This is a genomic window from Pseudomonas sp. NPDC085632 (genome assembly GCF_044541255.1).
Lineage (GTDB): Bacteria > Pseudomonadota > Gammaproteobacteria > Pseudomonadales > Pseudomonadaceae > Aquipseudomonas.
Map to the genome: position 1 here is coordinate 17,446 of NZ_JBITSX010000026.1, position 12,392 is coordinate 29,837.

General features: G+C 57.9%; 12 protein-coding genes. 4 read left to right on the plus strand and 8 right to left on the minus strand.

Annotated elements, in window-relative coordinates; all coding sequences use genetic code 11:
* Window positions 1-130 precede the first annotated feature (130 nt).
* From ACIF4X_RS17340 to orn, 4 genes are all read right to left on the minus strand, one after another.
* A complete protein-coding gene (locus ACIF4X_RS17340) occupies window positions 131-1,162 on the minus strand; it encodes a hypothetical protein (RefSeq protein ID WP_397483078.1) in 1,032 nt (343 codons plus the stop codon).
* 172 nt (window positions 1,163-1,334) lie between these two features.
* Complete coding sequence (locus ACIF4X_RS17345) at window positions 1,335-1,946, minus strand: trimeric intracellular cation channel family protein (protein WP_397483079.1); 612 nt, start codon at window positions 1,944-1,946, stop codon at window positions 1,335-1,337.
* Window positions 1,947-2,011: 65 nt separating this feature from the next.
* The gene (locus ACIF4X_RS17350; protein WP_397483080.1) at window positions 2,012-3,037 is read right to left on the minus strand and encodes a hypothetical protein; all 1,026 of its coding nucleotides are present in this window, start codon (window positions 3,035-3,037) and stop codon (window positions 2,012-2,014) included.
* 507 nt (window positions 3,038-3,544) lie between these two features.
* The gene (gene orn, locus ACIF4X_RS17355; protein ID WP_034151653.1) at window positions 3,545-4,087 is read right to left on the minus strand and encodes an oligoribonuclease; all 543 of its coding nucleotides are present in this window, start codon (window positions 4,085-4,087) and stop codon (window positions 3,545-3,547) included.
* Window positions 4,088-4,194: 107 nt separating this feature from the next.
* On the opposite strand from orn, the gene rsgA reads away from it, so the two are divergent.
* Window positions 4,195-5,226 carry a small ribosomal subunit biogenesis GTPase RsgA gene (gene rsgA / locus ACIF4X_RS17360; protein ID WP_025110158.1) on the plus strand — a complete coding sequence of 344 codons (1,032 nt, stop codon included), beginning with the start codon at window positions 4,195-4,197 and terminating at the stop codon, window positions 5,224-5,226.
* A 48-nt stretch (window positions 5,227-5,274) separates the two neighbouring features.
* On the opposite strand, the gene ACIF4X_RS17365 is transcribed toward rsgA, so the two are convergent.
* From ACIF4X_RS17365 to motA, 3 genes are all read right to left on the minus strand, one after another.
* The gene (locus ACIF4X_RS17365) at window positions 5,275-6,438 is read right to left on the minus strand and encodes a sterol desaturase family protein (RefSeq protein WP_397483081.1); all 1,164 of its coding nucleotides are present in this window, start codon (window positions 6,436-6,438) and stop codon (window positions 5,275-5,277) included.
* A gap of 91 nt (window positions 6,439-6,529) precedes the next feature.
* Window positions 6,530-7,603, minus strand: coding sequence for a flagellar motor protein MotB (gene motB, locus ACIF4X_RS17370; protein ID WP_397483082.1), 1,074 nt, complete (start codon window positions 7,601-7,603; stop codon window positions 6,530-6,532).
* A 3-nt stretch (window positions 7,604-7,606) separates the two neighbouring features.
* The gene (gene motA, locus ACIF4X_RS17375; protein WP_007952169.1) at window positions 7,607-8,458 is read right to left on the minus strand and encodes a flagellar motor stator protein MotA; all 852 of its coding nucleotides are present in this window, start codon (window positions 8,456-8,458) and stop codon (window positions 7,607-7,609) included.
* A gap of 166 nt (window positions 8,459-8,624) precedes the next feature.
* Here motA and ACIF4X_RS17380 point away from each other — a divergent pair, with 166 nt between their 5' ends.
* The 3 genes from ACIF4X_RS17380 to asd are packed head-to-tail and all read left to right on the plus strand — an operon-like array spanning window position 8,625 to window position 11,900.
* On the plus strand, window positions 8,625-10,163 hold the full coding sequence (locus tag ACIF4X_RS17380) for an HDOD domain-containing protein (RefSeq protein WP_397483083.1): 1,539 nt from the start codon (window positions 8,625-8,627) through the stop codon (window positions 10,161-10,163).
* Between the two features lie 42 nt (window positions 10,164-10,205).
* Window positions 10,206-11,021: a thiosulfate sulfurtransferase gene (gene rhdA, locus ACIF4X_RS17385; protein WP_397483084.1), complete on the plus strand. Its 816-nt coding sequence runs from the start codon at window positions 10,206-10,208 to the stop codon at window positions 11,019-11,021.
* An 18-nt stretch (window positions 11,022-11,039) separates the two neighbouring features.
* A complete protein-coding gene (gene asd, locus ACIF4X_RS17390) occupies window positions 11,040-11,900 on the plus strand; it encodes an archaetidylserine decarboxylase (RefSeq protein ID WP_077570589.1) in 861 nt (286 codons plus the stop codon).
* A gap of 68 nt (window positions 11,901-11,968) precedes the next feature.
* On the opposite strand, the gene ACIF4X_RS17395 is transcribed toward asd, so the two are convergent.
* Entirely contained in the window at window positions 11,969-12,370 is a 402-nt protein-coding gene (locus tag ACIF4X_RS17395) for a lectin OAA (RefSeq protein ID WP_397483085.1), read from the minus strand.
* Between the last annotated feature and the right edge of the window lie 22 nt (window positions 12,371-12,392).

Below are 12,392 nucleotides of genomic sequence, written 5' to 3' on the forward strand. Positions count from 1 at the left end.
CTCGATATAAGTAAAAGCACGTTGGGTGCGAATACCTGACAATTGAACACAACAGCTTACCGATAGCCGCCATGCCAAAAAGCATATATATCTACTACACCCGCAGAAATTGAATCAGTGACGGTGAGACTCAGCCTCGTTCCAGATATAAATTACGCTCATAAAAGTTCACGCGAATTGCCAGCTTATGCTCCGTACCGTGTTCATCAACAGCGAGAAAGTATAGTTTTTTACCGTACTTATATTTTTCCTGTTGTGTCGAGAATTCGGAAAGGCCTTGCACGACAGTCAGCTCCCCGTCGCTCTGAATCCTTACATCATAATGATCCTGAGACCATGTATGAGCGTCAGAAAAAAAAGCGAATACAAAAGGATCGCCTCTACTCGGCAAGGTCACAGTCAGCGTGCCTCTTCCGGGGCGAACAAGCGTGACTTCCATATAATTGGTTTTTGATTCATTAAGCCTGTTACCCCCTGCAAAGCTATAGTCAGCGCCTTCTTCTATTCCCTCCGCAATCCAATCGACGAGTTTAATCTGCTGCCCCCCTGGATAGAGTCCAAGGCGATAGCTGAAGATGCGATTGCCGGGGGCCTCATTACCGCGCCGGGTTTGATACCAGCGAAACTCCGTCAGGCTATACGCCGAAGGTGGTTGTGCTTCGACGGTTACGCTGCTGTCATGAACGCTCGACAGCGTGGTGCCATTACTGAGAATCCTCTCACCGTTCAGAGACAGGCGCGCGGCAATCTGGGTCGTTCCGGCGCTCGATGAGGACACCCAGAACGTGCGAACCTGAGGATGGATGCTGTCATTTTCCAGATCACCGTCTTGAACGTCTCCTGCCGTGGATGAAGGACGCGCCTCAATGGTAAACCGCCCTTGCTCCAGGCTCGCGGCCCAGCCGTCGCGCAACGTCCTGCCCGAGCTGTAATGAATCAGTTCGATGCTTTCCATAACATTTGCCGGTACGTGCATAGCATTACCGTCGGCATCTATCCCGGAAACCAGAACTTGAACTTTCACCTGCATCCGGCCATTGGCGAACAGTGACTTACTGCGAGCACTGTCGCCGGCATCAAACTTGACCTTGATACTGGCAAGGCCTGCAAAAACCGGCGGACTGTTTTGCTGATCGGTTGTAGCATCCATGCTTTCGCTCATGATGTATCCCTTTGAAAAGTTATATTTAATATCGGCATCGGAATATGCCAACAAAAAAACTACATACCTTTCAAATAAACAGCAAAGCGAAAAATGTAAGAAACATGCATTTGCAAGCTTCAGCGGGTCACAGGTTTTTATCCGGCAAACCAACATATCCCTGCGCCGAGGGTTAATGCTCGTCGTTATAAACGAATTTTGGCATTTCCCAATGAAAACGGATCGCCAGCAGACGTAACAAAAAACCGCCGAACAGGGTTATCAGCATAGCTTGCTCACTCGGCATATTCAGATAAAGACAGAGCATGTAACACCATGCAGCTGCAAACGAAACGCTCGCATAAAGTTCGCGGCGAAAAATCAGCGGAATGTCGTTGCAGAAAATATCGCGAAGAATGCCGCCGAATACCCCGGTAATCACGCCGCTGACCGAAGCCACCAACATGCCGTGGCCCATTTCCAGTGCGGTCATGCAGCCGATCAGGGTGAATGCCACCAGACCGACGGCGTCAAGTACCAGAAACAGCGAGCGCAAGTGGCGCATCCAGCGTGCGGTGAACACCGTGAACATCGCTGCGACCGAGGTCAGCACCAGGTATTCCGGGTGTTTGACCCAAGTCAGCGGATAGTGCCCGAGCAGCACGTCGCGCACCGAGCCACCGCCCAAGGCTGTTACGCAGGCGATCAACACCACGCCAAACCAATCCATGCCTCGCCGTCCGGCAGACAGCGCGCCGGTCATGGCTTCAGCGGTAATGGCGATCAGATAGAGCATCAGCAACATGGTGGCAATCCTGGCAGTGAGGCGCGCAGTTTAGCCACTACGCGCCGGCACCAACAATAAAAGTCTCAGCCGCGTTCAAGCCTGAAGCTTCGCTCTTTAAAGTTAGTGCGGATAGCCAGCTCATGTTTAGTGCCAAATTGATCCAGAGCGGTGAAGCGGAATATTTCCGACCTGTCGACGGGTGGTTGATTTCGTGCTGCCGGGGACAGTGCCTGGACAACCGTCAGTTCTCCGATACGGTCGTTGACTTTAACCCTATAGTCCTTTTCATGGTAAATCATCCTGACGGCCTCCGGCACCACACCGGAGGCCTCGACAAACGGTAACGACATGTTAAACGTGTGCAGGTCCGGATGGATCAGAACGCCTGCCTGAAACGCTGCATTCCATCCATCGACTTTATTTCCGAAGGCAAATACAACGCTGTCATCAGAATTCTCAACAATCCAGTCCACCAACTTTACTTGTTGTGCATGGGGATACAAGCCGAGATAGTATTTGTAGACACGCTGATTTTTAAAGCCGCCGTCATACCAGACATTTTCCCAACGGAATTGCTCAATCGCGTAGGTTACCGGCAGGATGGCCTCAATGCTGATACTGCTGTCATGCCTGCTCGACAGAGTTGTTCCATTACTGCGGATGACTGTGTTATCAAGTTTTATGGAAGCACCGATCTGGATGGTTTCAACGTTTTCGCTGGATACCCAGAACGTTCGTACCCGGCGCTGGCCGGAAAGATCCTCGTCTCCATCATCCTCATCCTCCACAACCGTGGCGGAGTGCGCTACCGCCAGGGTGAAACGGCCCTGCTCCGTGCTGGCTCGCCAACCATTGCGCAAGGCTCTGCCGCTATCGTAGTGAATAAGACGAATACTCTCCATGACCTCGTCGGAAACAGTAACGACATCACCATTGCGATCCAGCCCCGTCACTACAACTTGTACCTTGACCTGCATACGCCCATTTGCGTATAGCACTTTGTTTCGACTGGATGCACCCGCGTCAAACTTTACGGCAAGGCTACCGATACTTTCTGCCACGCCTGCCTCATGGGGTTGATCCTGTGACGCATTAAGCCTCTCACTCATTAACTTCTTCCTTGATAGTCATAAACCCGAACTTTTCTAAAATTCGAAGCATGGAGCGACAGTAATAACATCCACCCAAAAAAACCTCTCATGCAAAAGTGTAAGAATAAAATAGTTATTCGAGATCTAATTCTGGAAGGAATCACACTTAAACCAAGCGGCCAACGCATTGCTTTACCGAGCATGACAATAAATACGCAAGATCAAACACAGCCTGGCGTGCCCGCTCGGAATATCAGCCAAAGGTACAATATGTAAATGCGAGAGGTGCAACAGTAACGTTGGTATAACTTCGTTTCGAAACGTCAGCGAGAAGTTGTTGCAACAGATTTCGCACAGATGCAGCGGTCAGGGTAAACGCCTCCACATCATTTCGCGCAGGCACGACAGAGTATGAGCGGCATGTTTCAATTAGGAGCCGCCAAGGACTGCGATCTTTGAATATTTGCGATATGCACAACAAGCGCAAAAAAAATCACGGTCTGCGGCAGCTCCTGCACAAACACATCAGAACTTGATGAAATGTTTGCGGTAGTGCTGCAGTTCGGCGATCGATTCGCGGATATCGTCCAGCGCCAGGTGCGTGCTGCCCTTCTTGAAGCTGTCGCGCACGTCCGGAGCCCAGCGCGCGGCCAGTTCCTTGAGGGTGGAAACGTCGAGGTTGCGATAGTGGAAGTAGCTTTCCAGCGCCTTCATGTGCGTATAAAGGAAGCGGCGGTCCTGGCAGATGCTATTGCCGCAGATCGGCGACTTGCCCTTCGGCACCCATTTTTCCAGGAAGGCGATGGTTTCGGCTTCGGCTTCGGCCATGCTGATGCGGCTGTCGCGCACGCGTTGGGTCAGGCCGGAGTTGCCATGGGTGCGGGTGTTCCACTCGTCCATGCGCGCGAGCACTTCGTCGCTGTGATGGATGGCGATCACCGGGCCTTCGGCCAGGGTGTTGAGATCGCTATCGGTGACGATGGTGGCCATCTCGATGATGACGTCGTTTTCCGGATCCAGACCGGTCATTTCCAGGTCGATCCAGATCAGGTTCTGCGGGTTTGGCATATGTCGGCTCCTAAGCAATGCTGCGCAGTTTAGCCTAGGCCGATGGCCGGGCGTGCTAAACTCGCGGCCGTTTTACCTAATCGCAGCATTCTTCAGACGGAACACCCATGGCCAAACGCCAACTCAATCGTCGTCAAAACTGGCGCATCGAAAAGATTCAGGGCGAGCGCGCTGCCCGCGCCGCCAAACGCGAGTCCTCGGCGGTCGAAGCCCTTGAGGGCGGCGACCTGGGCCCGGAACAAACCGGCCTGGTGATCGCCCACTTCGGTGTGCAGGTCGAGGTCGAAGCGGTTGACGGTGATCAGGCAGGCCAGGTGTTCCGCTGCCACTTGCGCGCCAACCTGCCTGCGCTGGTGACCGGCGACACCGTCGTCTGGCGTGCCGGCAATCAGGGCATCGGGGTGATCGTCGCGCAATTGCCGCGTACCACCGAACTGTGCCGCCCGGACAGCCGTGGCCAGCTCAAACCGGTAGCGGCCAACGTCGACATGATCGTCATCGTCTTCGCGCCGCTGCCTGAGCCTCACGCCAACCTGATCGACCGTTATCTGGTCGCGGCCGAACACGCCGGCATCCGTCCGTTGTTGCTGCTGAACAAGTTCGACCTGATCGACGAGCAGAATGCCCCGGCGCTCAATGCGCTGCTGGCGGTGTATCGCACGCTGGGCTACCCGGTGCTGGAAGTCTCCGCGCATCACGGCAACGGCATGGAACAGTTGCAGAAGCAGCTCGACGGACGCATCAGCGTGTTCGTCGGACAGTCCGGCGTCGGTAAGTCGTCGCTGGTCAACAGCCTGTTGCCGGAAGTCGAAACCCGCGTCGGGCCGTTGTCTGAGCTATCGGGTCAAGGCACGCACACCACGACCACCGCACGGCTGTTCCACTTTCCCGGTGGCGGTGAGCTGATCGACTCCCCGGGTATTCGCGAATTTGGCTTGGGCCATGTAAGCCGCGCTGATGTCGAGGCAGGCTTCATCGAGTTCGATGATCTGCTCGGTACTTGCCGTTTCCGCGACTGCAAGCATGACCGTGAACCGGGTTGCGCGTTGCTCAAGGCCCTTGAAGATGGCCGAGTGCAACAACAGCGGATGAACAGCTACCGCTCGATCATCGCCAGCCTGCCGGAAAATGGCTATTAAGTAGCCGGACACAAAAAAGCCGCGATCATCTCGCGGCTTTTTTTTGCCTCAAACGCTGGCTGGCGGCTTTGGCACAGCTATCTTCGGCTCAGGCTTTTGAAACGCGTACAGGTGCTGACGCACAATCCCGCCCGGCAATTCCTTGCCGAACACGCCGTAACGTACCGGCCATTCTTTGGGCGGCAATTTGAAGGTGCCGAACAGCATGTCCACCAGCGGCGTGTGGATCGCGTAGTTTTTGTAGATGTAGTCCTTGTGCCGGGCGTGGTGCCAATGGTGATAGCGCGGCAGCACGATCAGGTAATTCAGCCAGCCGCCGTTGATTCGCACGTTGGCGTGGGCCAGTACCGCTTGGACACCGACCAGAATCACATAGGCATTCAGCGCCTGCGGGGCGAAGCCCAGCAACATCAACGGCACCAGCACGCCGGTGCGGGTCAGCAGGATTTCGATGAAATGCACGCGCGAGCCGGCGAGCCAGTCCATGTGCGTGCTGGAGTGATGCACCGCGTGGATACGCCACATAAATGGCACCACGTGATAGAGCCGGTGCAGCCAGTACTGGCCGAGATCAGCGACCAGGATCGCCAGCAGAAACTGCACCACCAGCGGCAGGCTCTGCACACTCGCCTGCAAGCCGGGCGACACCGCCCAACCGGCGATGTAGCTTGAGGAGGCGGTGATGAAGATCAGGATGAACTGCACCAGCATGTGGCTGACGAAAAAATAGGTCAGGTCGGTGCGCCAGTGCGGGCGCAGGATGTTCTGCTCAGGGTCTTTGGAGTAGAGCTTTTCCAGCGGAATGAACACGATGGCCGACACCAGCAGCGCCAAAACAAACCAGTCCAGACCCAGCGAGTACGGCGTCTGCCCGATCGAGCTGACCTGCACATTGGTGCCGCCAAGGAATACCGCCAGCCCCGACGCCACCAACCCGGTAATCCCCAGACGTTTGCGCTTGTTGAGCAGAATATTCAGGGTACCGAGACCGAACGACAGCACCAGACCGAGCAACAGCGTGGTCCTCGCGAACTGCTCGTCATAGACCTTGCGCAACTCAGCCGTGGTCAGCCATTCGGGAAACAGGAAGCAGAACACCGCCAGCAGGCTCAACAGCCCGAGGGTGGCGGAAATATAGCCACTGACCCGCCCCTCGCCAAATTTGAAGGGTGCGTTGCCATGCCGTTGAAAATAGGCTTTGAGTCTTTCCATTTACTGATCTTCCGTGATTGCGAAAACTGCGACTGGTCATTGCGACGCAGGCAGATACAAAAAAGCCACGGTGACCGTGGCTTTTTGTGGATCACTGCTTCGGCGCGGGGGCCGGGGCAGTGGCTGGGGGAGCAGGCGCTGGCGCCGCACTCCCCGGCTGGGCCGGTTTCGGCGCGGCGTCGTCGAACAGGTTCAGACGTTCGCGCAGTTCGTGCGCTGGCACCGGTTGCTGATCCGCCGGCAGTGCATTCGGGTCGACAGGCGCTGCCGGAGCAGCACCGTTCTGACCCTGATCCGCCGGCTTCGCCGGATCCGCACCTTGCGAACCTTCGATGGCCGCCTGGGCTTTTTTGGTCAGCACCACAATGTCGATACGGCGATTGACCGGGTTGAACGGGTTTTCCTTGTCGAACAGCGCCGACGAGGCATAACCGACGACCCGCGCCACTTGCGCATCCGGATAGCTGCCGGCGACCAAGGCACGACGTGCAGCGTTGGCGCGGTTGGCCGACAGTTCCCAGTTACCGAAATCGCCGGTGCCGGTGTACGGCTTGGCGTCAGTGTGACCGCTGATGCTGATCTTGTTCGGCACAGCTTTGATGGTGTCGGCCATCGCCAGCAGGATGTCTTCGAAGTACGGCTTCAGGCGTGCAGAACCGGAGTCGAACATCGGCCGGTTCTCGGCGTCCATGATCTGGATGCGCAAGCCGTTCGGCGTGATCTCGAAGAGAATCTGATCCTTGAATTTCTGCAGTTGCGGGTTCTCGTCGACCTTGTTCTGCAGTTCTTGCAGGAGCAGTTCCAGACGCTCCTTCTCGACCTGCTCGGCCATGCCTTCAACTTGCTCGGTGTCGACCGTGACCTTGTCAGGCTGCGGTTGAGATTTCACCTCAGGGTTGAGGGTGTTTTCCGGCGCCAAAGTCGGCGTACCGCCCAGGTCGATGATGTATGGCGTGCCGCTTTCGGAGAAGCCGACCGGGTCCTTGAAGTAACCGGCGATGGCGATCTTCTGCTCCGGCGTTGCCGTGGACAACAGCCACAACACCAGGAAGAACGCCATCATCGCCGTGGCGAAGTCGGCGAAGGCGATTTTCCACGCCCCGCCGTGATGCCCGCCGGCTATGCGCTTGACGCGCTTGATGATAATCGGCTGATTATTTTCCATGGCTTAGCGACCGCGAACGGCTTGTTCCAGCTCGGCAAAGCTTGGACGGTGGGCCGGGTACAGCACCTTGCGACCGAACTCGACCGCCAACGATGGCGGCATGCCGGAAGCCGAAGCCACCAGCGAAGCCTTGATGGCTTCATAGACGTTCAGTTCTTCCTTGGCATCGTGGGCAAGGGAATGTGCCAGCGGGCCAAAGAAACCGTACGCCGCGAGAATACCGAAGAAGGTACCGACCAGTGCCGCACCCACGTGCAGACCGATGGACTTCTGATCGCCTTCACCCAGCGAGGCCATGGTCACCACGATACCGAGTACCGCCGCGACGATACCGAAACCGGGCATGGCGTCGGCGATGCCATTCACTGCATGCGATGGGTGCTCAAGGTCTTCCTTCAGGCTGTACAGCTCCATGTCGAACAAGCCTTCGAGCTCGTGCGGGGCCATGTTGCCGGACGACATGATGCGCAGGTAGTCGCAGATGAACGCGGTCATGCGCTCGTCTTTGAGCACGGCCGGGTACTTGGCGAAGATCGGGCTCGCAGCGGCATCTTCGATGTCGCCTTCGATGGCCATCATGCCTTCGCGGCGGCTCTTGTTGAGGATCTCGTAGATCAGCCCGAGCACTTCCAGATAGAACGTGTGGCTGAAGCGCGAACTGAACATGCTCAGGGATTTCTTGAGCACGTGCATCGTCATGTAGCCAGGGTTGGCCTGCAGGAATGCACCGAGTGCAGCACCACCGATGATCATCACCTCGAAAGGCTGGATCAGGGCGGCAATCTTGCCGTGGGAGAGCACGTATCCGCCGAGCACGCTCGCGAATACGACGATGATGCCGATAATTTTAGCCATAGGTAGAAAGTACTTACTTAAGTCGGGTTCAAGGTCATATTCGGAAGTTAAAAAATCTCTTCTTCTACTTATCGGCAAAACTGCGCCAGACTATAGCCAGTTCAGGCGAAAAGCCAATTTAGCCCATGCCGGGCGCGTCTACAGTCAGTGAAGATCCCGTCCAGACATGGCTAATGAAACGAACGTCCCACACGCAAAACCGACCACCCTCGACGGCTGGGTAAAGTTGCTCGATGGCGTGCGACTGCCCGTCCCGCAAGAGGCTCACGACAAAGTCTGCCGCGCGATCCGTGACAATCGCAGCTCGCTGCGCGACATCGCCGACCTGATGCAGGACAGCCCGGCACTGGCCTTGAGCATCATCCGTGAGGCGAATCGTCACACCCACGGCACCATGGCCACGCCGGCAGAAAATCTTGAGGTGGCGATCAATCGTCTGGGCCTCGCCCGCACCGAAGAATTGCTCGCGCGACTCCCCGCCGAACCGCTGATGCAAATCCCCAAGGCCCTGCGCCAATTGCAGATGATCAGTCAGCACGCGACGCAACAGGCCAACGGTTTCTTTGCCAGTCGCCTGGCGCGGCTGTGGCAGGACATTCATTGGGGCAGCCTGTTGTTTCTGTCGCCGCTATGGCCATTGGCGCTGACCTATCCGCAATTGCTAGAAGAGTGGGAACTGCGGGTTATCCACAAGGGTGAATCGGCGCATACGGTCGAAAAGCAATTATTCGGCGTGCGCCTGCTGAAAATCGCCGAAGCGCTGGTCGAGGCCTGGCACCTGCCGATCTGGGTGCAGCAGGGCTATAAACTGCTGCTCAGTGAGCAACGCGAACTGGTGAAGGTGCTGCGCATCGCCCGCGACAGCGAACATCCGCTGCGCCAGCAGAATCGCCTCGACGATGATCCGACGTTGCGCCGCTGGCTCAATCAGCCGGCCAATACCGTGCTGCTGGCCAATGGTCTGGCGCTGTCGGCGCAACAGGCCTGGGACAGTCCACACAGCGAACGCTGGCAGTACCTGACCAGCCTGTATCTGCAGATTTCCATGGATGAAGTGCAACAACAGTTGCACCAGCAAGCCGCGAACAGCGCGCGCCATCATGCGATGCCGGACTTGTGGCACCCGGCGGTTTCATTGCTGTGGCCGTGGGGCACCCGTCGTTTGCCGGCCGGCATGTTGCCTGCCGCCGCGCCCACCGCTGAAGACCTGGGCCAGTGGCGCAAGCAATGCGCCGAACTGCTCGCCGAACCGAGCCGCTTCACCAATGCCATGAGCCTGACCGTCGCCGCGCGCGATGCCTTGGCCGCCAGCGGCATGCGCCGGGTGATGATCCTGATGGCCGATCGTACGCAATCCAGTCTGCGCGTGCAGCAAACCTATGGTTTGCCGAAAGAAGCGGCGGCGCTGAATTTTGTCGTCAGCCAGAGCAAGGTTCTGCAACGGCTGCTTGCGCAACAGGCGCAGGTGCGGATCACGCCGGAGAACAATGCGCAGTTCTCCGCGCTGCTACCGGCGAGCCTGCGCACGCTGTTTCGCGGCGAGCATCTATTCCTGCGTTCACTGGTCAATAACGGCCGAGTGATCATGATCGTCGTCGCCGATCAGGGCGGCGGGCCGTTCGCCGACATCACCGTGCAAGCCTTTGGTAAAACCGCCCAGTGCATCGAAAAAGCCCTGCACAGCTTTAGCAGCCGTGGCCGATGAGGCTGCGCTACAATCCTCCCCTTTGTGCTCTGGAGACCTCACATGTCTGACTTCTCTGGCTTGCCGCTCGTCATCGAACCGAGCGACTTGCTTCCTCGGCTGGAGGCCAGCAACCTGATTCTGGTGGACCTGACCAGTCCCGCGCGCTACACCGAAGGTCACCTTCCCGGTGCACGCTTTGTCGATCCGAAACGTACCCAGCTCGGCCAGCCGCCGGCGCCAGGTTTGCTGCCGGCCAAAGCCGATCTGGAAGCCTTGTTCGGTGAGCTGGGCCATCGCAAGGACGCGGTCTATGTGGTCTATGACGACGAAGGCGGCGGCTGGGCCGGGCGCTTCATCTGGCTGCTCGACGTCATCGGTCATGACAAGTACCACTATATAGACGGTGGTCTGCCGGCATGGCTGGCAGATGGCATGCCGATGTCGATCCAGGTGCCAGCAGCCGTCGGTGGCCCGCTGCCGTTGACCTTGCACGACGAGCCGACTGCCACGCGCGAATATCTGCAAAGCCGTCTCGGTGCTGCCGATCTGGCGATCTGGGATGCGCGCGGGCCGCTGGAGTATTCCGGCGAGAAAGTCCTGGCCGCCAAGGCCGGGCACATCCCCGGCGCGGTCAACTTCGAGTGGACAGCGGGCATGGACAAGGCGCGTCAGCTGCGCATTCGCACGGACATGCCGCAGATCCTCGACGATCTCGGGATCACCAAGGACAAAGAAATCATTACCCACTGCCAGACCCATCACCGGTCGGGCTTCACTTATCTGGTGGCCAAGTCCCTCGGTTATCCGCGGGTCAAGGGCTACGCCGGTTCCTGGGGCGAATGGGGTAACCACCCTGATACGCCCGTCGAGATTTAAGGTTTTTAAGGACAACTAATGAAAGAGCGTCTGTTTATCCTCAGCCAGTACCTACTGCCTCATCACCTGCTGTCGCGCCTCGCCGGCTGCATTGCCGAGTGCCGCGTGCGCTGGTTCAAAAATGCGTTCACCCAGTGGTTCGCCAAGCGTTATCAGGTGGACATGTCGCAAGCGCTGGTCGAAGACCTGACCGCTTACGAGCACTTCAACGCCTTCTTCACCCGCGCCCTGAAAGACGGCGCGCGTCCACTGGATGAAACCCCGGGCGCAATCCTCAGCCCGGCCGACGGGGCAGTCAGCCAACTCGGCCCGATCGAACACGGTCGCGTGTTCCAGGCCAAGGGCCACAGCTTCAGCGTGCTCGAACTGCTCGGCGGTGACGCGGCCAACGCGGCACCGTTCATGGGCGGCGACTTCGCCACCATTTACCTGTCGCCGAAAGACTACCACCGCGTGCACATGCCGCTGGCCGGCACCCTGCGCGAGATGGTCTACATCCCGGGCCGCATCTTCTCGGTCAACCAGACCACGGCCGAAAACGTTCCGGAACTGTTCGCCCGCAACGAGCGCGTGGCGTGCATCTTCGACACCGAGCGCGGGCCGATGGCCGTTGTACTGGTCGGCGCGATGATCGTCGCTTCGATCGAAACCGTCTGGGCCGGCCTGGTCACGCCGCCGAAGCGCGAACTGAAAACCTTCCGCTACGACGAAGCCGCGCGTGCGCCGATTCACCTGGAAAAAGGCGCCGAACTGGGTCGTTTCAAGCTGGGTTCGACCGCGATCGTGCTGTTCGGGCCGGATCAGGTGAAGTGGGCTGAAGAACTGGTCGCGGGTTCGCCTGTGCAGATGGGTCAAGGCCTGGCGCTGCCAAACGCCTGAAATGCTGTGAGCCACTGATCCGCCCGTTCGCACGTCTGCGAAAGGGCGGATACGACTCGGTGGTGCCGTTACTCTATCTGCCCACGGAAGCCGATCGGGCCTTCGTTGACATAGGTATTGGTGCCACTGAGGTTTTTCCCTCCGTCACTGGACGTGACGCTCAACGCAACAACGTTCTGATTGTCCCGGCCGCCAATCACCCACTTGCCGCCCGGATGCCATGGGGCATCGTTGCCACCCCACTGATTTTCGACGTTGTACTGGTTCTGACCGGTGCGTTGCGCTTTGAAGCCAATGGGACCTTCCCCGGCATAGGTCATGGTGCCGGTGAACGTTTTGCCGTCATCGCGCGAATTGATCTCGATAGCGACGACATTCTGGTTGTCCCGCCCGCCGAGTTCCCAGGTTCCACCCGGATGCCACGGCGCCGAACTGCCACCCCATTGATTTGCCACTGCATATTTAGACATGAACCTCATCTCCTTGAAGTTT